Source organism: Salinicola salarius, from assembly GCF_002179555.1.
Lineage (GTDB): Bacteria > Pseudomonadota > Gammaproteobacteria > Pseudomonadales > Halomonadaceae > Salinicola > Salinicola salarius_A.
Map to the genome: position 1 here is coordinate 80,859 of NZ_NHOU01000010.1, position 20,758 is coordinate 101,616.

The 20,758-nt window shown below is 61.0% G+C and carries 21 protein-coding genes and 1 tRNA gene; 5 read left to right on the forward strand and 17 right to left on the reverse strand.

Annotation, left to right across the window (positions count from 1 at the left end):
• The first annotated feature begins 73 nt into the window (after positions 1 to 73).
• Both cmoA and cmoB read left to right on the forward strand, forming a co-directional pair.
• On the forward strand, positions 74 to 871 hold the full coding sequence (cmoA, locus tag CCD76_RS10005; protein ID WP_087719375.1) for a carboxy-S-adenosyl-L-methionine synthase CmoA: 798 nt from the start codon (positions 74 to 76) through the stop codon (positions 869 to 871).
• Positions 864 to 1,877: a tRNA 5-methoxyuridine(34)/uridine 5-oxyacetic acid(34) synthase CmoB gene (gene cmoB / locus CCD76_RS10010; protein ID WP_087719376.1), complete on the forward strand. Its 1,014-nt coding sequence runs from the start codon at positions 864 to 866 to the stop codon at positions 1,875 to 1,877. The genes cmoA and cmoB overlap by 8 nt, the downstream gene beginning before the upstream one ends.
• A 193-nt stretch (positions 1,878 to 2,070) precedes the next feature.
• Here the strand turns inward: cmoB and epsC are convergent, their stop codons facing one another.
• From epsC to CCD76_RS20050, 11 genes are all read right to left on the reverse strand, one after another.
• Positions 2,071 to 2,982, reverse strand: a complete 912-nt coding sequence (gene epsC, locus CCD76_RS10015) for a serine O-acetyltransferase EpsC (protein WP_087719377.1) — start codon at positions 2,980 to 2,982, stop codon at positions 2,071 to 2,073.
• 210 nt (positions 2,983 to 3,192) lie between these two features.
• Complete coding sequence (locus tag CCD76_RS10020) at positions 3,193 to 3,669, reverse strand: 20S proteasome subunit A/B (RefSeq protein ID WP_087719378.1); 477 nt, start codon at positions 3,667 to 3,669, stop codon at positions 3,193 to 3,195.
• A 236-nt stretch (positions 3,670 to 3,905) separates the two neighbouring features.
• The gene (gene cysN / locus CCD76_RS10025; RefSeq protein WP_087719379.1) at positions 3,906 to 5,357 is read right to left on the reverse strand and encodes a sulfate adenylyltransferase subunit CysN; all 1,452 of its coding nucleotides are present in this window, start codon (positions 5,355 to 5,357) and stop codon (positions 3,906 to 3,908) included.
• A gap of 232 nt (positions 5,358 to 5,589) precedes the next feature.
• Complete coding sequence (gene cysD / locus CCD76_RS10030; protein ID WP_087719380.1) at positions 5,590 to 6,513, reverse strand: sulfate adenylyltransferase subunit CysD; 924 nt, start codon at positions 6,511 to 6,513, stop codon at positions 5,590 to 5,592.
• Between the two features lie 139 nt (positions 6,514 to 6,652).
• Positions 6,653 to 7,375: a phosphodiesterase gene (locus CCD76_RS10035; protein WP_071229899.1), complete on the reverse strand. Its 723-nt coding sequence runs from the start codon at positions 7,373 to 7,375 to the stop codon at positions 6,653 to 6,655.
• Complete coding sequence (locus CCD76_RS10040; protein ID WP_071230002.1) at positions 7,375 to 7,821, reverse strand: DUF1249 domain-containing protein; 447 nt, start codon at positions 7,819 to 7,821, stop codon at positions 7,375 to 7,377. Before CCD76_RS10040 ends, CCD76_RS10035 begins: the two co-directional genes overlap by 1 nt.
• A 105-nt stretch (positions 7,822 to 7,926) precedes the next feature.
• Positions 7,927 to 8,553, reverse strand: coding sequence for an NUDIX domain-containing protein (locus tag CCD76_RS10045; RefSeq protein WP_071229900.1), 627 nt, complete (start codon positions 8,551 to 8,553; stop codon positions 7,927 to 7,929).
• Between the two features lie 498 nt (positions 8,554 to 9,051).
• Positions 9,052 to 9,663, reverse strand: a complete 612-nt coding sequence (locus CCD76_RS10050) for a hypothetical protein (RefSeq protein ID WP_087719381.1) — start codon at positions 9,661 to 9,663, stop codon at positions 9,052 to 9,054.
• 199 nt (positions 9,664 to 9,862) lie between these two features.
• Positions 9,863 to 10,066 (reverse strand): hypothetical protein, encoded by a 204-nt coding sequence (locus tag CCD76_RS10055; RefSeq protein WP_087719382.1) that lies wholly within the window; start codon positions 10,064 to 10,066, stop codon positions 9,863 to 9,865.
• A 150-nt stretch (positions 10,067 to 10,216) separates the two neighbouring features.
• Positions 10,217 to 10,456 (reverse strand): hypothetical protein, encoded by a 240-nt coding sequence (locus CCD76_RS10060; RefSeq protein ID WP_071229903.1) that lies wholly within the window; start codon positions 10,454 to 10,456, stop codon positions 10,217 to 10,219.
• A 367-nt stretch (positions 10,457 to 10,823) separates the two neighbouring features.
• A tRNA-OTHER gene (locus tag CCD76_RS20050) sits at positions 10,824 to 10,906 on the reverse strand.
• A gap of 700 nt (positions 10,907 to 11,606) precedes the next feature.
• Here CCD76_RS20050 and CCD76_RS10065 point away from each other — a divergent pair.
• The 3 genes from CCD76_RS10065 to CCD76_RS10075 all read left to right on the forward strand — a co-directional run bounded on the left by CCD76_RS10065 (position 11,607) and on the right by CCD76_RS10075 (position 14,279).
• Entirely contained in the window at positions 11,607 to 13,229 is a 1,623-nt protein-coding gene (locus CCD76_RS10065) for an amidohydrolase (protein WP_087719383.1), read from the forward strand.
• A gap of 172 nt (positions 13,230 to 13,401) precedes the next feature.
• Positions 13,402 to 13,887 (forward strand): GTP-binding protein, encoded by a 486-nt coding sequence (locus tag CCD76_RS10070; RefSeq protein ID WP_087719384.1) that lies wholly within the window; start codon positions 13,402 to 13,404, stop codon positions 13,885 to 13,887.
• Positions 13,773 to 14,279 carry a GTP-binding protein gene (locus CCD76_RS10075; protein ID WP_087719385.1) on the forward strand — a complete coding sequence of 169 codons (507 nt, stop codon included), beginning with the start codon at positions 13,773 to 13,775 and terminating at the stop codon, positions 14,277 to 14,279. The genes CCD76_RS10070 and CCD76_RS10075 overlap by 115 nt, the downstream gene beginning before the upstream one ends.
• A 12-nt stretch (positions 14,280 to 14,291) precedes the next feature.
• Here the strand turns inward: CCD76_RS10075 and CCD76_RS10080 are convergent, their stop codons facing one another.
• From CCD76_RS10080 to CCD76_RS10105, 6 genes are all read right to left on the reverse strand, one after another.
• Positions 14,292 to 15,773, reverse strand: a complete 1,482-nt coding sequence (locus tag CCD76_RS10080) for a sodium:solute symporter family protein (RefSeq protein WP_218777012.1) — start codon at positions 15,771 to 15,773, stop codon at positions 14,292 to 14,294.
• Complete coding sequence (locus CCD76_RS10085) at positions 15,748 to 15,975, reverse strand: hypothetical protein (protein ID WP_087719387.1); 228 nt, start codon at positions 15,973 to 15,975, stop codon at positions 15,748 to 15,750. The genes CCD76_RS10080 and CCD76_RS10085 overlap by 26 nt, the downstream gene beginning before the upstream one ends.
• Positions 15,976 to 16,044: 69 nt before the next feature.
• A complete protein-coding gene (locus CCD76_RS10090; RefSeq protein ID WP_256961246.1) occupies positions 16,045 to 17,325 on the reverse strand; it encodes an amidohydrolase in 1,281 nt (426 codons plus the stop codon).
• A 247-nt stretch (positions 17,326 to 17,572) separates the two neighbouring features.
• Entirely contained in the window at positions 17,573 to 18,967 is a 1,395-nt protein-coding gene (lpdA, locus tag CCD76_RS10095) for a dihydrolipoyl dehydrogenase (protein WP_087719389.1), read from the reverse strand.
• A 9-nt stretch (positions 18,968 to 18,976) separates the two neighbouring features.
• Complete coding sequence (locus CCD76_RS10100; RefSeq protein WP_087719390.1) at positions 18,977 to 20,272, reverse strand: pyruvate dehydrogenase complex dihydrolipoamide acetyltransferase; 1,296 nt, start codon at positions 20,270 to 20,272, stop codon at positions 18,977 to 18,979.
• Positions 20,273 to 20,275: 3 nt separating this feature from the next.
• Positions 20,276 to 20,752 carry a VOC family protein gene (locus CCD76_RS10105; RefSeq protein WP_218777013.1) on the reverse strand — a complete coding sequence of 159 codons (477 nt, stop codon included), beginning with the start codon at positions 20,750 to 20,752 and terminating at the stop codon, positions 20,276 to 20,278.
• Positions 20,753 to 20,758 lie beyond the last annotated feature (6 nt).

Genomic DNA, 20,758 nt, shown 5'->3' on the forward strand with positions numbered 1-20,758 from the left:
ACTATGGCCGTAGCGAGTCATGACAGTTGTTGCGCTCGCTTCACGCTCTCCCAATTAAGAATATCTTCCGGCAATGATTGACGCATCTTACCGTGACGCCATCTTTTCGACACCCCTTGATCGTGTGGCGAGCTTCTCGTTCGACGAGCAGGTCGTGGCGTGCTTCCCGGACATGGTCCGGCGTTCGATTCCCGGCTACGGCCAGATTCTCGGCATGCTCGGCGTCATCGCCGAACGCCACCTGCGCCATGGCGCCCATGTCTACGACCTGGGCTGCTCGCTGGGCGCGGTCGGGCTGGCACTGGCCGGGCGCCTGCCTGCCGACGCCTTCGAACTGACCGGCGTCGACCTCTCTCCGACGATGATCGCCCGGGCCCGCGAAACCGCCGCCGCCGAAAGTCCGGATCATCGGATCCAGTTCGTCGAGGGCGATATCCGTCATCTGGACTATCGGCCCAGCGGCATGATCGTGCTCAACTTCACGCTGCAGTTTTTGCCGCCGGCGGACCGCGATGCGGTGATCGCCAGGCTGTTCGCGGCACTGGAGCCCGGCGGCATCCTGGTGCTGTCGGAAAAGATCGTCGCGGAAGACGAGCAGGAAAATGCCTGGCTGGTGGAACGCTACCACGATTTCAAGCGGGCCAACGGCTACAGCGACATGGAGATCAGCCAGAAGCGTACCGCGCTGGAAAACGTGCTGGTGCCGGATACGCTGGCGGCGCATCACGAACGGTTGACCCAGGCCGGGTTCTCGCGCGTCACGACCTGGTTCCAGTATCTCAACTTCGCCTCCCTCGTCGCTTTCAAGGACAAGGCCGCGTTCAAGGACAAGGCGACATCCCAAGAGAAGGCCACGTTCGAGGATGTCTGACGTCGCTATCGATACGCTCAAGGACGCCGAACGCCGGCTCTATCTCGCCTTCCTCGAACACGGCCTGACCCGCTGGCTGGCACTGCTTCCGGAACAGCTGGCGCGCGGGCTCGATCGGCGCCGCCATGGCGATCTGCCGGCGTGGGAAAAGGCAGTGGCCAAACTGCCGGCGTTGTCGTCGACACGGCAAGTGAACCTGCAGGCCGATCGTGTCACGGTAGCGCTCGAACTGAGCGACGCCGAGCGTCGGCGCTGCGAGAATCTGCTCAAGATCCTGATGCCGTGGCGCAAGGGGCCTTATCGTCTCGGCGACATCGATATCGATACCGAGTGGCGCTCGGACTGGAAATGGCAGCGGGTCGCGCCGCATCTCTCGCCCCTCGCCGGCCGTCGCATTCTGGATGTCGGCGGCGGCAACGGCTATCACGCCTGGCGCATGGCCGGCGCCGGTGCCGCGTTCGTGCTGGTGATCGACCCCTCGCCGCGCTTCTACTACCAGTTCCACGCCGTGCGTCACTTCGTGGGCGATGCCGATGGCGAGCGCACCCACTTTCTGCCGGTCGGCATCGAAGACGTACCGGCGAAGCTCGCCGCCTTCGATACCGTGTTTTCGATGGGGGTGCTCTACCACCGCCCTTCACCGCTGGATCATCTGCTGCAACTGAAGGATGCGCTGGTGCCCGGTGGCGAGCTGGTGCTGGAGACGCTGGTGGTCGAGGGTGACGAGCGCACCGTGTTCATGCCCGGCGAACGCTATGCCAGCATGCCCAACGTCTACTTCCTGCCCTCGTCGAGCGCTCTGGCGCACTGGCTCGAGCGCTGCGGCTTCGAAGCCATTCGCTGTGTCGACGAAACGGTCACCACGCTCGACGAACAGCGCTCGACCGACTGGATGCAGTTTCATTCGCTGGCCGATTTCCTCGACCCGGAGGATCGCAGCCTGACCCTCGAAGGCTACCCCGCCCCGCGTCGGGCGACGCTGATCGCCCGCAAACCGAAGCGATAATCGCAGCGCTGCCGGCGTTCGGCGCGACCAGTACGGCATCGGCCGGCAGTGCGATGCCGGCCGATGTCTGCGCAATAGGATTGGGAAAAGATTGACGCTAGCGGGCGTTGCGCTGGACGAGATTTGGACTAGACCCGATTTGGACTAGGCCTGGTTTGAACTAGACCTGGTTTAGACTAGAGACGACGGCGCTTCACGGGCACGGTCCGCTCTGGATATTGGCCTGGGTGATATTGCTCTTCGCCGGTACGCTACAGGTCAGCCAGACGTTACCGCCGATCACCGAGCCCTGCCCCACCGTGATGCGCCCCAGAATCGTCGCGCCTGCGTAGATGACCACGTCGTCCTCGACGATCGGGTGGCGCGGCAGGCCTTTTTCGAGATGCCCTTTCTCGTCGGCCGGGAAGCGTTTGGCGCCGAGCGTGACCGCCTGGTAGAGCCGTACCCGGTTGCCGATGATCGCGGTTTCGCCGATGACCACACCGGTGCCGTGATCGATGAAGAAGCCTTCGCCGATCTGGGCACCGGGGTGAATGTCGATACCGGTATCGGAATGGGCCAGTTCGGCGATGATGCGAGCCACCAGCCCGGCGCCCACCTGATAGAAATAGTGGGCGATGCGGTGATAGATCACCGCGTGGACGCCGGGGTAGCAGAGCAGCACTTCATCGACGCTGCGCGCGGCCGGATCGCCATAGTAGGCGGCCATCACATCGCCATCGAGACGCTGGCGCAGGCTGGGCAGGTCATCCGCGAACCGTTGGATGATTTGCGTCGCCGCCGCCTGGTGCTCGGAGGTCTTGTCGCCATTGAGCCGGGCCATGTAGCGCAACTCGAGCAGCACTTCCTCGTGCAGCGCATTGAGCGCACGGTCCAGCGTGTGGCCGACGTAGAAGTCCTCGCTCTCCTTGCGCAGATCCGAAGGCCCCAGGCGCATCGGAAAGATGGCCCCGCTCAGGAGTTCCAGCGTTTCCCGGATGCGATGTCGTGACGGCAACTCACGACAACCCTTCTCTCTCTCTCGGCCATTCTGAGCGCGCCACTGTTCACGAGTCGCGCGCAGTTGGGTAACGATACCGTCGAGCTGCCAATTGACCTGTTGCATGCCGATCATCCTTTGGAAACGAGACGCACGTTTTCGAACACGACCTCACTTCCGACATCGGAAGTCGTGGACAGGTCCTAACGTGCCATCAGTCAATGATAAGCCCCAGGAAGGAAATAGCCATAGCGCAGCGAATCGGCACGCACGCCGTCGCGGCGCCAGGGCCTGTTTGGCGCCGCAACGCGGGTCTCGCTGAAACGGCAACAGGCCCTAGGCCACGCTCGTTTCCGCTTCTTGCATCATCTCGTCAAACGTGACGGAGGTCTGCATTCGGGGCGTTACCGCCTGGACCTCGCCGCCGGTATCGTGATCCCGCGTGGCCGCGTATTTCACGGCGGCGACCGCATCCTTGCCGTGATCGATAGCCGCCAGCGCCCATTTCCACCCGGTACCATAGGCGATGGGGCCTGTGACAGGCATGCGCACCAGACGATCGAACATCTCGAATACGCCATCGGGCCCCACGATGATCATTTCGATCCGAGTGACATGGGGTTTGGCATGCCTGGGGGAGCCGGCATTGAGCCACTCCATTACTTCCCACCAGCCTTGTTGCTCACCGGCGAATGCCACCCATTCGCCGTTGTCGAGTCGAAAGAGCTTTTGCGCATGGTTGTATGTCGATCCATTGACACTGATCAGCGAATCCGTCGCCAATGTCGTTCCATCCCATACGATCGTGGTCATCATCTACCTCGGTCTGTGGCTCCGGCCAGACATCGGGCTATCCGCAGCGAGCATCCAGGCACGACAGTCACGATCTCCTCCCGGCCGGTTGGGAGCGAGAAGCGGTCAACTGATAGAGAGCATCATCCGTTTGCAAAATGCGGCGGTTAATCCAGTTTGCAGAGTGCGGACATGAAAACGCCACTCCCGGGAGTGGCGTGAACGCATTCCGTTACTTAAAGATACATCAAAGAACACTAATTTTGGAATAGCTGTTTTACATCCTTCGCTTCCCAGTGCGGGAAATGCTTGCGGATCAGCGCGTTGAAATCGATTTCGAACGCCTGCCAGTCGACTTCACCCGCTTGTTTCGAGTCGTCCGCGGCCCCTTCCGCCGCGCCGCGAATCAGGCCCGCACCGACCGTGATATTGGTCAGCCGGTCGATTACCACGAAACTGCCTGTGCCGGGGCTCTTGCGGTAGTCGTCCAGCGGCACGCTGGCAGTCAGCTCGATCCGGCAGCGGCCGATGGCATTGAGCGGCAGGCTGGTGGCCTCGTGATGCTCGAGCGTATTGACGTCGATCTGATAGTCGATCGCCGCGACCTTGCCGGCGATTTCCTGCGTGCCGATCTTGAAGTCGTAGAGCCGGCCCGGCTCGAGGGCGGCATCGTGCATCCAGACGATGTCGGCTTCCAGCGCGTCGGACTGCGCGACTTCCGCATCCGCCGCCACCAGCCAGTCCCCACGGGAGATGTCGATCTCGTCGCGCAGGGTCACGGTGACCGCTTGGCCGGGATAGGCTTCTTCCAGATCGCCATCGAAGGTGACGATACGGTCGATGACGGAACGTTTGCCCGACGGTAGCGCCTTGACCGCCTGACCGGGACGCAGGATGCCCGCCTCGAGCGTGCCGCAGTAGCCGCGAAAATCGAGATTGGGTCGATTGACGTACTGGACCGGCAGGCGCAGGTCGGAAAGGTTGCTGTCGTGGGCGATCTCGACGCTTTCGAGCAGTTCGAGCATCGCGGGCCCCGGCGCGCCGTCGACCTGGTACCACGCCATGCGCTCGCTGCGATTGACGACGTTGTCGCCGTCGAGTGCCGACATCGGCACGAAGCGGATGTCGGTCGCGTCGAGCTTCTCGGCGAACTCGCGATAATCAGCGACGATCTCGTCGAAGCGCGCCTGCGAGTAGTCGACCAGGTCCATCTTGTTGACCGCGATCACCAGGTGCTTGATCCCCAGCAGATCGGCGATGAAGCTGTGCCGCCGGGTCTGCACCTGCACGCCATAGCGCGCGTCGATCAGGATCACCGCCAGGCTGGCGGTGGAAGCGCCGGTGGCCATGTTGCGGGTGTACTGCTCGTGGCCCGGGGTATCGGCGATGATGAACTTGCGCTTGTCGGTGGAGAAGAACCGGTAGGCGACATCGATGGTGATCCCCTGCTCCCGCTCGGACTGCAAGCCATCGACCAGCAGCGCCAGATCGACCTTGTCGCCGGTCGTCCCGCTGGTCTTGGAAGCCAGGGTGATCGCCGCCAATTGATCTTCGTAGATCATCTTGGAGTCGTGCAGCAGTCGGCCGATCAGAGTCGACTTGCCGTCATCGACGCTGCCGCAGGTGATGAAGCGCAGCAGATCTTTCTGCTCGTGCTCTTTGAGGTACTGGCCGATATTGTCGGCGATCAGCGTGGATTGGTGGGACATTAAGAAGCTCCAGTTCTTAGCTGTAAGCCGTAAGCTGTAAGAAACACCCGCTTAGCTTGCAGCGATATTCTCGTTGTCCAGCGTAGCGATAAGGCCTGGTAGAGCTGGGCTGTGCTGGAACATGACCTTTTAGGGCAAAAAGCTGTATGCCGTCAGGGCTAAGCCAAAATTCTGTATTTGGGGAATTACTTACCGCTTATGGCTTACAGCTTTCTAACGCGCCTTCGGCGCGTTAGAAGTACCCCTCCCGCTTCTTCTTCTCCATCGAGCCGACCTGGTCGCGGTCGATGGCGCGGCCGGAGCGCTCTGAGGTGCGGGTGAGCAGCATCTCCTGGATGATCTCGGGCAGCGTGGCGGCTTTCGATTCCACCGCGCCGGTGAGCGGGTAGCAGCCGAGCGTGCGGAAGCGGACCCATTTCTCTTCGGGGACTTCGCCGGGTTCCAGCGGCAGGCGATCGTCGTCGACCATCACCAGCATGCCGTCGCGTTCGACCACGGGGCGCGGTGCGGAGTAGTACAGCGGGACGATGGGGATCGATTCGAGATAGATGTACTGCCAGATATCCAGCTCGGTCCAGTTGGAGAGCGGGAAGACGCGGATCGATTCGCCCTTGTTGACCTTGCCGTTGTAGAGGTTCCACAGCTCGGGGCGCTGGTTCTTGGGGTCCCAGCGGTGGTGCTTGTCGCGGAAGGAGTAGACGCGCTCCTTGGCGCGGGAGGCTTCCTCGTCGCGACGGGCGCCGCCAAAGGCGGCATCGAAGCCGTACTTGTCCAGCGCCTGCTTGAGCGACTGGGTCTTCATGATGTCGGTGTACTTGGCGCTGCCGTGGTCGAACGGGTTGATGCCGGCGGCGCGGCCTTCCTCGTTGATGTGCTCGATCAGCTCCATCCCGACGTCCGCGGCCATCCGGTCGCGGAACTCGATCATTTCCTTGAACTTCCAGGTGGTGTTGACGTGCATCAACGGAAACGGCGGCGGCCCGGGATAGAACGCCTTGCGGGCGAGATGCAGCATCACCGAGGAGTCCTTGCCGATCGAATAGAGCATCACCGGGTTGCCAAACTCGGCGGCGACCTCGCGGATGATATGGATGGACTCGGCTTCGAGCTGCTTGAGATGAGTCTGGCGCTGAGCGCTGACGATAGGAGCTGTCATGGTCGATGTCTCACGGTCGCCCTCTGAAATCAGACGGCAAACAGAATATGGGCTTCTCTGGAAGGCAACCCTAGCGAGACTTCGGTAATAACGTCAAAGAATCAAAGATGATCCAAAAAGCGTTTTTGGTTATAAACAGCTAGAGATCGACGCGTTCGATCCAGGTAGACAACGACTCGCCGCGCAGATCGACGACACGTAAACCGGGCCGCGCCGCCTCGTCGATCGCGAACTCATGGCTCTTCGGCAGGAACTGATCCGAGGTCGACGGACACCCATAGACGGCCACGACGCCCTGCCAGGCGGCAAACGCCTGATGGATATGACCACAGATCAAGGCCTTGACCTGCGAATAGGGCGAGAGCGTTTGCCACAGCGCGTCCCGGTCCTTCAGACCGATCGCGTCCATCCAGACCGAACCGATATCCAGCGGCGGATGATGCAGCGCGACCAGCGTCGGGCGATCGTCCGCCTCGAGCTGCCACGCCAGCCGCTGCAGCTGGTCCTGCCCCAATTCTCCGCCGGGTTGACCGCTGATCCGAGAGTTCAGCAACAACACCCGCCAACCGTCGAGATCGAGCTCTTCGTGAAAAGGCTGGCACTCTTCCATCAGCTCCGGCTGATCGTGGTTGCCGGGGATCCAGAACCACGGGCACCCCACGGCCGCGAAGGCCTGGCTGGCGTGGCGATAGGCAGCAGGTGTCTCATCCTCGGCAATATCGCCGGTGACCAGCAGAATATCGGGCCGCAGCGCCCTGGCGCGCTCGACGACCGCCTGCAACTGGCGCAGCGGAAACCCCTTGCGCGACGTGCCTCGAGGGTCGGCCAACAGGTGACAATCGGTGATCTGGATCAGGCGCATCAAGGCGTTTCCGGTACGTCGACGGCGTGACCGTGCGCCAGCCCATGCTGCAGCCACTCCCCCAGAAAGCGGTTGAGCTGCAATTTTTCATCGGGCTGATGCATCTGCGGGTTGGGATAGCGATAGCGACCCTGGAAATGGCGTTGACGCTGAAAGTCGGTCACTTCCGCCATGTCCGCATCGTGGTAAAGATGCACCGTCATCCGCGGCGAATCGACGAAGCTGTCCAGCACGCCGGTCTGGGAAACTCGCGCCACCGTGGTGTACGGCGCCTGCTCGAGCACTTCGAACCACAGAGTCCCGAAGCGTGCGTGTTCGCCCGCCAGCGGCACTTCCTTGATGTCACCCGGCTCCATATCCATGACGAGACGGCACAGCCGCAGATAATTGCTGCTGCACTCCGCCTGAAGCGTCTTGAGATCGGTGACGTAAGCGGTCTTTCTCATGGTGTTCTCCTGGCGCATGACGGCCTCCAGTCAGCTCGAGTGTCCGGCGCAGCCGCAGGTGATCGTCGACGACTTGCCGCCACTGCTGCGCTACCGACTCTCGCTTCAGGCCTTGGCTCTCAGCGTGGCGCGCTCGCGTGCCAGCCAGTGAAAGCCAATCAACGCCATGGCATTGTCCAATTGTCCCGCCATCAGTCGATCCCATGCCTCGGGAAACGACATGACGTGAACCAGAATGTCTTCGTGTTCGTTTTCGACACCGTGTATGCCGCCGAGCCCCGTGCTGTCGATCAGGCCACAGAACAGCGTGACCTGCTCGGTGCAGGCGCCAGGACTCGGATAGTAGCGATGGAGCTCGATCAGTTCACCGATATCGCAACCCGCTTCTTCCTGCGCTTCGCGGCGCGCGACATCCGCCGGTGTCTCGCCGGGCTCCACCAGTCCGGCGACCGGCTCCAGCTTCCACGGCGAGATAGGATCGTCCAAAGCGCCGGCGCGGATCTGCTCGACCAGCACGACATGGTCATGAATCGGATCGTAGAGTAGTACGCCGACCGCATCCCGGCGAACGTGAACTTCTCGATCGATGGCCTCGCCCCACTCGCCATTGAACCGACGATGACGCAGGCGACGCTTCTCCAGGCCAAAGAAGCCCGAGTACAGCGATTGATCTTCGAGTCGCTCGATATCCTTGGCATCGAAACGATTGACCCGGTCGATCTCACGATCCATGTCGCGGCTCCTTGCCTGGGAACAGGAGCCTCATTATTGCGGCACCGTGAACCGATTCCAACCGCTGCCGCCCTGTTTCGCCAGCCAGCCACATTCCCGGCGGCTACGGCAGGGCCTTCCGCGCTTTCGTTCGATGCGGCAGGTTTTCACGCGAAAGCCAGGCTAGCCCCGCTTCAAATCGGCATCATGGAAACCGGCGCCAAATCAGGGTAGATCGGCGGCGACACCATCGAATAGGAGACGCCACCAGGCAGGATCGCTAGGTTTTGTCTGAAAAGTCGTCGAGCGAAGGTCAGACAAGGCAAAAATCGGTGAAAACGGACCGGGCTGGCGTACCAGTTTACGCGGTGTAAATGAGTACTTTGAGCCGATTTTTAACGCCGTATGGCCGAGCGCAGGCAGTTTTCAGACAAAGCCTAGGATGAACAGATCAACGAAAGCGCGCGCTGGACTATCGGCCAGGGCCGCTTCTCAAAGCCGCTCTGCACTGGGTCGCGCTTACTGATGCTCGGCCAGCCAGCGCTCGGCCTCTTGCCGCAGCGCCTCATCGGAGGAACGGCCGGCCCGAGGTTGGCCATCGACGGCGCGTTTGGCGTACGTCAACGCCTCGGCATCTTCACCCTGCTCCGCTAGAAACTGGGCGTAATAGAAGTTGGTATCGATGCCATCGGGACGAATGCTGACCGCCTTGTACAGGAGCTCCCGGGCCTTGTCCGAGTCTCCGAAAGCGATCGGCCAGCCCGGGGCATGCTGATAGAGCGCCCCCAGCGTCACGTAAGCCGAGCCATTCTCCCCCTGCGGATCGAGAGAGATCGCCTTTTCCAGCGCCGCACGCGCCCGTTTGGCCAGATCCAGCGCCCCCAGCCCGCCCTTCGCCTTGGCGAAAGAGGCCAGGACAACGCCTTGAGCCGTCAAGACATGAGGATCGTCAGGCTGGCTGCGGGCCAGCGCATCGGCTTCGTCGACAAGGTCCTCGAAAGCCTTCAACTGAGCATCGCCCTGCATCTGATATTCGACGTTACCCCACCGCTGCATCAGCGAAAACAGCGTCGAATCCGGCGTTTGCGCGACCGCCACCGTTACCCAGATCAAGCCGAGCAGCGGTGTCATGACCAGCCATCTCGAAAGCTTCGAGAAATGTCTCCATCGATAACGAGAAGATAAGGACTGAGGGCCCTGCCGCCACGGCTGTCGCATCGACATCGCTCCATAAAGATCCGTAGCCGCAATCTAACGAGCGTTTGAATTTATCTCTATAAGGTTTTAGTCGCAGAACGAAAGGTATGACTGGCATCTGGTTAGGGTTCCATTACAAACCGATGAAACCAAACCCGTGAAAAATCACCAGCGCTATGGATATCGAGACGATCGCCAGGAGAGCTGCCAATATGCTGCTGTGAAATGCGATATCCGAATCTCCATGCACCTGGCTGCTGACGCCATAGGTAATGAAGCCGACCGCCAAAGCAGGTAGGGCAATCGAACCAAGAATCATGGGGTACGAGAGTATCACACTGTAATCTCCGTAGCCTGACTCTTGATAACTTACCACACCGCGTTATCGATTGGCGCTGCGCCATTCGTCATGGATCGGGTCTTATGAGGCATCAACAAAACATCGCCGAATTGCCGATGCTGGGATGTTAGCCATCATGTCTCATAGCTAGTCGCGAGGAAGTTCCGAACCGTCATAGTCCTGAGTATCGTCCGGCTGTGATCCAGGCTCGCTGGAAGTCTCGCGTTCGTAATTGCGAGCGGCTTCAATAGCTTGCGGCTCGGTCTCATGCCGAGAAATCTCGCGCTTCCCATTGGGATCCGTGACGTCTACCACGCGCCAGCCAGACACGATAATGCTCTCTTGTGTTTCTTCCTTGATGGGTTCGATACGTGCTGTACGAGTCATATGGCCTCCTGCCTGATAAGCAATCTGCCACTCTGTATAGCTCAATAGCTCACAAACTTCCTGGTTGCGATCTACTTTCCGCGAGGATGGCTATTTCAATATAACCAGGGCAGCCAGGTAGCTCAGGAGGACTTTGGCAACTTCATGCGCGCGCTGAAAATACTCAGCTCTTGCACAGAGATATGAAAAGAGCGGTTGAGGCCGGGCTCGGGAAAAGTCACCGGATGGGAAGAGAGAAATCTGAATGTGTCACAGTCGCGGCGAAGGAAGGCGAGCGTCACGATATGTGTCACTTCAGACTACAGGTTCGAGTGCTCATATCGCTCTCATGCGGACAGGATAAATAGAGAGCATTGAAGGGTTGGAATGGTGCCGGCGGTCGGACTCGAACCGACACACTGTTTCCAGCGGCGGATTTTGAATCCGTTTTTCGACAACCACAGGCCGCGCTTGCTACGGGCTTTTGTCGTTAAAACAATCCCTTAGAATTCTATACTGGTTACATACACAACGTGGTTTAGCTACTGTCTGCGACCAAACTGCGACCACATTACGCCAGCCACTGCAGCGGATGAGCGTCAGCTGCAAAAAAACGATGGCAGTGTGTCGGCGGCCATTTTCAATGGATGAATCGCCCCGGGTCTTCTAGACACGCTTAGAACCATAGAGAAGACCGCACCGTGGATGGTGGGTAAATGTTTTCACTCAAGGCCCGGCGATCGTGATGCCGTGCCACCGCCAATGCGGCCAGGCATGACGCGCGACAAGTGATCATTCTCGTCGTGTACTTGGGCAAGCCAAGAGACGGGCAGCCCAGCGGCGCGATGCTCGTCGATCAGGATGCTAATTAAGCGCTCCAAAAAGTCGCACAGCGCGCGATGAAACAAGAACGGTTGGCGGCACTGGCCATCTGCGGCGACATACTCCAGTCCGAAGCGCTGAAGAGAGAAGCATCTCGTTACCTGGACTCTGACAATGACGCACAGATGACACCGGGCAAATGATTGCTCTTCTTTCAGCTCTAGGTAACCTATGTCTAAGAGGCCAAAAATTGGGAGGCTTCAGGTGGTCAATGTTTTGCCTAATGCCTAGTGGCGGCAGGCTAACTAAGTTGGCTTCTTCATACACATAATTCGAGAGCCCGACAACCATGACAATCATCGCTTACACCGCCAAAACCATCCATACGATGAACCCGTCGCAACCGGTCGGGCAATGTGTGGCGATACGGGACGGGCGGATACTCGGCGTCGGGCCAATCGACGAAATACGGCGTTTCGGCGAGGTGGTCGTCGACGACCGCTACGCCGATAAGGTGTTGGTGCCCGGTTTCGTGGAGGGCCACAGCCATGCGCTGGAAGGCTCGGTCTGGAGCCATCTATATCTGGGCTATTTCGACCGGCGGGACCCGGAAGGTCAGCTGTGGGAAGGGCTGAAGACACCCGATGCGGTTCTGCAGCGTTTGGCCGCACACGTCGATCAAGGTGCCGAAGACAGCCCGCTCATTGCCTGGGGGTTGGATCCGGTCTATTTCGACGCTGAAGCGATCAACCGGCGGCTACTAGATGCGGTAAGTGACATACGACCGATCGTGGTTATACATGCCAGCCTGCATGTGATGTACCTGAACAGCGCGGCCATTGCCCGGGCGGGTCTCGCCGATATGGACCTCGAAGGTATCGTGCGCGACGAGCAGGGCCAGCCCACCGGCGTACTTGAGGAGTTCGCCGCCATGCATCCGGTGTTCGATGCACTGGACTTCGACATCTTCGAGGGCGCCTCCGATACACGCGCACTGAATCGCTATGCCCAGGCGGCACGACGCGAGGGCGTGACCACGATTACTGATCTGCTTAACCCCATGAGCGATGCCGCGATTGCAGCACTTCGCGAGGCCACTGCGGCCGAGGACTTCCCGGTCCGCCTGGTACCCGCGCTCAACGCTCTGGCCTGGGATCCGCAGGTGGGTAGCGAGCGAGTGCAGCAGGCAATCGACTACAACCACGAGCGGTTGCAGTTCGGGCTCGTCAAGCTGGTCACCGACGGTGCGATCCAGAACTTCACCGCCCGCCTGCAGTGGCCGGGCTATCTTACCGGGCAGGACAACGGCGTCTGGAACGCACCGCCACAGACTTTTCACGACATGATCCAGCACTACCACCAGTCGGGGCTGCACTTGCATGTGCATACTAACGGCGACGAAGCGGTCGGCGTGATCCTTGATGCCCTGGACGAGGCGCTGGCGATGTGGCCGCGGCCAGACCACCGACATACCCTTCAGCATGTGCAATTGATCCGCCAGGACCAGCTACGGCGGGTCGCACGCCTTGGGGCCTGCCTGAACATCTTCGCCAACCATATCTACTACTGGGGCGATACCCACCTGTCCAAAACACTCGGTTTCGATCGCTGCCAGCGACTCGAACCGGCGGCGAGTGCCGACCGGATGGGCATCGTCTTCGGTATTCACTGCGATGCCCCGGTCACGCCGATCTCGCCACTATTTACCGCCTGGTGTGCCACCCTGCGCGAGACCGCCGGTGGCGTCACCCTGGGCGAGGCGGAAAAGATTAGCCGTGCCCGCGCACTGGAGGCGATCACGCTGGGCGCGGCCTACACGCTGCGCATGGACGATCGTATCGGCAGCCTGGAGCCGGGCAAGCTCGCCGATATTACGGTACTCGACGAGGACCCGCTCGACAGCACCACGCCACTCAAGGACATCGGTGTGTTCGACACGCTGCTTTCCGGGCGGTCTACAGGTGGCGGCTGAGAGCATGAGCGCGAACAGATACAGGCGAAACGACACCCGGATTACGCCAGTCAAAACACTCGATAACAGGGCATAGCGCCGCATTGATCAATACCCAAGGACGGATCCCCTGGATTGTGGCAATGCCCGGTTCTTCCCGTGATCGGCGTGTTTGCGAAGGGAGTCAGAAACGATGAGCACATCGATATTGCCCATTCCCGCCACCCTGCTCTGTGGATTTCTCGGCAGTGGCAAGACATCCCGCATCAATACGCTCATTGCCAGCGGCGAACTCGCGAACGCGCTATTTTTGGTCAACGACTTCGGGCGTATCAACATCGATGCCGAGCTGATCGAATCGCAGGAAGACCACATCCTGCGGCTGACCAACGGCTGCGCCTGTTGCGGGATCGCCGGCAATCTTTCCGCGCAGCTGCGCGACATACGGCGATGGCCGACGCCGCCATCTCATCTGGTCTTCGAAGCCAGCGGCATCGCGAGGCCGCGCCCGCTCATGCAGTTGCTCGACGCAGCACGCGGCTACCGGCGTGAACACGCCGAGACATGGTGGACGCCAGCGCCTTCACGCGTCACGTCGAGGATATGGCGATTAACGACATCGTCGTGGCCCAAATACGCGAAGTATCCAAACTGCGCATCAACCGTGTCGATTGGCTGACCGACGCGAAGCGCGAACAGATATTGCAATCAATCGCCGCCCTTAACCCGACGGCGCACCGGGTGGTTGAAAAGGCAGGGCAGTCATCAGCGTTGCCTGTCGCTGCCGCGACGCGAGGCAGCGGACCGCTGGTCACGGAAAGCGTGGAGTTCTCCCGCGTCATTGATCTTGCCGTCCTCGAGACTCTGCTCAGCGAGGCAGCACCCACGCTGGTTCGCGCCAAGGGATTGGTGCAGGCCAACGACAATGCGGGCAGCTACCATGTTATCCAACTGGCAGGTGGCCGGTTGACCCGGACCGTGACCCGCGCCCATCAATCGCGGGCGCTGGTGGTCATCGGCTACCCGGGCAATGACATGGACCGTCTGATCACCTCGCTGCGCGCGCTGTAACGATGACCGGGTTCAGGCCTCGGCATACTCGTTTGCGAGTGCGGCGGGTACCGGCCGGGTCATCAGACTGACCGCGACGAACACCACGATATTGCACAGCAGGCCGACGATGCCGGCGTTGATGTCCAGCGGCGTCGACTCCGCCACGATCTGGAAGTAGTAGTTGACGCCAATACCGACAACCATCCCCGCGATGGCTCCCTGCTTGGTGCCGCGCCGCCATATCAGGGCGCCATACACTGCCGGCACGAACTGCGCGATCGACCCATAGGCGCCGACCAGCAGCGCGATGATGCCGGCCGCCCCGAAGATCGACAGCCAATAGGCCGCTGCGCCAATCACGATCACACCGATACGCATGATCCAGACCTGCGTGCGTTCGTCCATGTCCGGCTTGAAAGGCAGGATCACGTCGCGGCCCAGCGAGACCGAGCCGCCGTGGGTGATCGCATCCGAGGATGACATTGCCGCAGCCAGTGCACCTGCCCCGATCAGGCCGTACAGCCAGCTGTTAGCGCCGAGATAGTTGGTCACGAGATGCGGCAGGACCTGGTCCGGGCTTTCCAGCGCGTCCGGGGCGATCACGCCGATGGCGGCAAAGCCGACGAACAGCACCGGCACAAGGAAGATACCGAACAGGGGAAAAGCCATTGTCGTGATCTTGATGCGCTTTTCGGTGGTCGTATAGGACTTGGTGAATAGATGCGGCCACATCAGGAAGCCAAGGGCTGATACCAGTATGACGGTCGAATACGCCATGGCCGACATCTGCGAGCCTTCCTGGCCGATGGTCAGAAATCCCGGCTTTGCTTGCTCGATGGCAGTGAACATCTCCGTCGGGCTTCCCTGCAGCATATAGACCAGGTAATAGCCTACTGTCCAAGCCACGATAAGCATTAGTGCGCCCTGCAGCACATCGCTCCACGCTGCCCCGCGCACGCCCGAGGTTGCCACATACGCGACCACGATGCCGTAAGCCAGCAAGGCGCCGAACCAGTAGGGAATCACCCCGTCGGTGAGGATATTGAAAATGAAGGCCATGCCCTTGATCTGGAGGGTCAGGTACTGAATGAATGCCAGCACCGAGATCACACCCACGATCACGGTCAACGCCTTGGACTGATACCGATCACCCAGGAAATCACCCATGGTGAAGAAATTCTTGCGGGCGCCAATACGACCTACCTTCGGCCCCAGCAAGTACCAAGGCAGGATCCCGAGAGCTATATAGGCCGGCACGAAGTACGACGCTGCCCCTTGGGAAAATGCCATACCCGGGCCACCGAGGAAGGAAAACGCACTGAAAACCGTACCGCCCATCATGAACCAGATCACGATCAGGCCAAGACCGCGATCGGCGACCGCGTATTCGGAAACCGACCAGAACGAGCGTTTGCGCCCGGCCATGAGCCCAATCACGAAGGCAAGGACCAGATACACCAGCATCGAGCCCAGCGCGAATACCCAATTATTCATGCTCGCCTCCGTTGCCATACTCGTAGCGGTAGAAAAAGCACAACGCGACGAAGGTGATCAGCTCTAGAAGAATGACCCAGAACAGACCGAAAGGCAGCCCCAGTACCAGCGGGAACACGTGGTTGGCGAGCCCGTACAACGGAAAGATCATGAGCAGGAACATCACCATCATGAATATAATGTACGGTCGGGTGACTTTCTTTTGGCGGCCGGTGGCCATAAGCGCCCTCCTTTCGATGGCTTATTATGTTTCTTGGCGCGACGGAGCACGCAATTCACGGACTCACGTCTATTGATGTTGTTTTTTAAGTGATTTGCGTGCCAGTTCGGCGAACAGCCGGATGCCATCCGGCATGATCCGGTCGTTGAAATCGTACTCGGGATGGTGCAAGCCGCGGCTATGCTCGGCGTCGCCTGACCCGACATGGATATAGGCGCCGGGGCGCTCGGCCAGCATGTAAGAGAAATCCTCCCCGCCCATGCAAGGCTTGTGGTTCACCGCCAATGCTTCCTCGCCGAAGCAGGCGGCGATGACGTGTCGGGCCGATTCGGTCGCGCCCGCATCGTTGTCGGTGACCCCGAACTTGTCCTCGATGACGAGCTCGATCTCCGCGCCATAGTACTGCTTCAGGCTCTGGCAGAGACGACGCAGCCCCGATCGCACGACCTCTCGGGTAGCTTCGTCGAGTGCGCGAATGGTACCGGACAGCATTGCGGTGTCAGGGATAACGGCAAAACCGGCCAGGTCGCCGCTTTGCAAGGCACAGATACTTAACACCGCCGGGCTCAGCGGATCGACCTCACGGGCAATGATGGTGTGAGCCTTGTGCACGAGTTCGGCAGCGATGCGGATCGGATCGATACAGCCATGCGGGTTGAGCCCACCGTGTCCGCCGCGGCCATGAATGGTGATGTCGATTCGGTCGCCGCCGGCCATGATTGGCCCCGCGATGAGGCCGTACTGGCCGATCGGCAGCGACGGCCAGTTGTGCAGCGCGTAGATTTCGCGCATATCGAAGCGCTCGAAGATACCGTCCTCGATCATCGCCTTGGCGCCACCGACTCCTTCCTCGGCCGGCTGGAACACGAAATAGACCGTACCTGAAAAATCGTCGTTTTCCTTCAAATCTTCGACCGCCCCCAGCAGCATGCTGGTATGGCCGTCGTGGCCGCAGGCGTGCATGCGTCCGGCGCGCGTCGAGGCATGCTTGACTCCGCTTTTTTCCTCGATGGGCAGCGCGTCCATGTCGGCCCGGAGCCCGACACTGGCATCACTGGCGCCATCCGTGCCCACGATCCAGGCCACGATGCCAGTCTGGCCGATCCCGCTGACGTACTCGACGCCGAGCGAATCAAGATAGGCCCTCACCTTGCGCGATGTATCGCGTTCCTCGAAGCCCAGCTCGGGCTCTTGGTGCAAGTTGTGTCGGAATTGGACCAGCTTGTTCAGAGTCTCGGTCTTCATAGGCATCCTGTTCGCGCTGCACCCATGCTCAGTTGGGCAAGGAATTGCAGCCTCTTCGATTAGTTCAAGCTGTATTGCAGAGCTTTTTATGTCAAGTAAACCCACTGGGTGCGTTAGGAGCACCCTGGCCGTACAGAACTGTAGCAAACGCTCTATCCTGTTCTGATGCCCCTTCCGAGGAGGATTGGGTAAGAGTCGTGAATAATGAGATTGTATTCTTCCTTTCTATACTGGCTTCGTTGCGCCACACTGAGGCTAGCACGTTATTTATCAGCCTAATGAACGCCATGAACATTTACCTGTCGTGCAGTAGCGCAAATTATCTTCATGCCCACGTGAGTGGCGCAGTTATCTACACATGCATAGGGCGTTCAAAAGCCCCAAGTACAGACTCATGCAGCGCCTCCGAAAGTGTCGGATGGGGAAAGACCGTGCGCATGATCTCCAGCTCCGTCGTCTCTAGGGTTCGACCCAGCGCATAGGTACCGATCAGTTCGGTCACGTCCGGCCCAATCAGGTGAGCCCCCAGCAACTCTCCGCTGTGCGCATCCATAACCGTCTTTACGAAGCCCTGCGAGTCGCCCAATGCCAAGGCCTTGCCATTGCCCACGAAGGCAAAACGACCGACGGTAACCGCATGGCCGTGCTCTCGGGCGCGCGCTTCCGTCAACCCCACGCTGGCCACCTGGGGATGGCAATAGGTGCAACTGGGAACGGCTTCGGGATCCAACGCATGCGCATCGACAAGCCCCGCTATGCGCTCAATGCATGCCACCCCCTCGTGGCTGGCCTTGTGGGCGAGCCAGGGCGGACCGGCCACATCGCCGATGGCGTAGACACCCGGTTCATCGGTGGCCGACCAGCGGTCCACCACGATGTGGCTCTTCTCCACCCGCACCGCCGTCTGCTCCAGCCCTAGCCCCTCGACGTTGCCGACGATGCCGGCGGCTAGGATAACCCTCTCCGCATCTAGGCTATGCTTTGCGCCGCCCTCGCTGAAGGTGATCTGCAGGCCGTCGTCCTGCGCCTGCTTGGATTCGACCATGGCCTGAGTGCGCACGTCGATGCCCTGCTTGCGCAGGCGCTCGGCGAGCATCGCGGAGATCTCGGCGTCCTCCACCGGCAGGATGCGCTCGGCCGCCTCCAGCAGGGTGACCTTTGAGCCTACCGTGGCATAGAAGCTGGCGAACTCCACGCCGATCGCCCCGGCGCCGATGACCGTGAGCGTATTCGGCAGCGCCGGCGGGGTCATGGCCTCGCGGGCGGTCCAAATCAGCTTGCCGTCGGGCTCGAAGTTGGGCAGCGCCCGGGGCCGGGCGCCGGTGGCGAGGATAATATGCACAGCACTCACCTCCTGCACCCCCTGCTCGCCCTCGATAACGACGCGGCCCTGCCCCTGCAGGCGGGCGTGTCCCGTGAGCACGCTGACCTGATTTTTCTTCAGCAGTCCGCGCACGCCACGGTTGAGCTGTCCGGCCACGGTGCGCGAACGCTTCACCGCCGCCTGCAGATCGAACTGCGGCGGGGCGTCCAGCACCAGGCCATAGTCAGCCCCCTCGCGGGCCTGTCGCAGAAGCTCGGCGGAGCGCAGCAGGGTCTTGGTGGGGATACAGCCCCAGTTCAGGCACACCCCGCCCAGCTCGGCCCGCTCAACAATGGCGGTCCTGAGCCCCAGTTGGGCAGCGCGGATGGCTGCCACGTAGCCGCCGGGGCCGGCACCGATGATTAGTACTTGATAACGCTCCATAGCCACCTCCTAGACTAGAAGTTCCAGCGGGTCTTCCAGCAGTGCTCGCAGCTCGGCTAAGAAGCGAGCACCCACTGCGCCATCCACCACCCGGTGGTCAGAGGACAGAGTCATGATCATGACGTTACCCACCGCCAGCTGGTCATTACGTACCACCGGACGCTTCTCCACCGCGCCCACGGCCAAAATGGCCGCCTGGGGCGGATTGATGATGGCGGAGAACTCGCGGATGCCATACATGCCGAGGTTGGAGATGGTGAAGCCGCCACCCTGGTATTCGGCAGGCGCCAACTTGCCCGCGCGGGCCCTGTGGGCCAAATCGCGGATCTCGCCGGAGATCTCCGCCAGGCCCTTGCGATCGGCCTCGTGGATCACCGGAGTGACCAGGCCGCCCTCGGTGGCCACGGCCACGCAGACGTCCACGTCCAGGTAGCGCAGGATGGCCTCCTCGCTCCAACTGGCGTTCACATCCGGCACACGGCGCAATGCGCGGGCCGCAGCGTAGACCACGATGTCGTTCACCGATAGTCGATATTTGCGATCGGCCCCCGAGCTCTTGGCGTTGAGACGGCCGCGCAGGGCCAGCATCTCCTCCACGTCCACTTCCATGGTTAGGTAGAAGTGCGGGACCTGCTGTTTAGACTCGGTCAGGCGCCGGGCAATGGTCTTACGCATGCCGCTGTTGGGGATACGCTCGACACGGGCGCCTTCGGGCACGGATGACGCCTGGATCGATGCGGCGGCGGGTGCTGCTGCCTGAACCGGGGCGGCTTCGCGGGCCCGCTCGACATCCAGGCGGACGATGCGGCCATGCGGACCACTTCCTTGGATGCCGCTCAAATCCAAGCCGTACTCATTTGCCAGACGCCTGGCCAGCGGGCTGGCGAAGACGCGGCCTTCGCGCTCCGGAGCGGAGGCTTGTCCTTGCGATTCAGCGGACACAGGGTTTTGAGCGGGTGCGGCCTGGGGCTCAGGCGCGGTTTCCGGCTCCGGCGACGCGGGTGCGGCGGGCTCGCTCGGGGCGCTGGGCGCCTGAAAAGCGGCCAGCGCGGACTCGTCCTCGCCGGGCTCGAGCAGAACGCCGATCATCGTGCCTACGGTCACGCCCTCGCTACCGCCCGGCACCAGGATGCGCCCGAGCACTCCGTCGGCCTCGGTCTCCAATTCCATCACGGCCTTGTCGGTTTCCATCTCGGCGAGCGTCTCGCCCTTGGACACCTGGTCGCCCTCGACCTTGACCCAGCGCACCAGGGTGGCCTCTTCCATGCCAGCGGCTACCGAAGGCAGTTCGATCTTGATCGCCATGGCTCAGCCCTCCTTGGGCACGTCGGGCCGGTAGGCCTGGATGTCGGCGTACTGCACGAACTCGAGAATGTTGCCCTCGGGGTCGCGCAGGAAGATCAGAAAGGTGCCCGGGCGCACTTCCACCAGCTCGCTGCCGCTGAGCAGCGGCAGGCCCAGCTTCTTGAGCTTGGCGAGCATTGCCGCGAGATCGTCGACAATAAAGGTGAGGTAAGCGTTGCCGCGCCGCTCGAGAATGGTATCGGTATGCGTGGACGCCGCCGGGGCCGCCTCGGGCTGGAGCAGTTTGATGCGCTCGCCGAAAGGCGTCTGCAGCCGTGCGACGCGGTAGGCGCCGACGGTCAGCCCGGTATCGCCGGCTTTTTCCGCTGTCACGTCAATGACGTTGATCTCGGTGAGCCCCAACTCCTCGACATAAAAGCGCTTGAGCGAATCCAGGTCCTGGCAGCAGATGCCGACTTCCATGGGTACCAGTTGCTTCATGTTCAT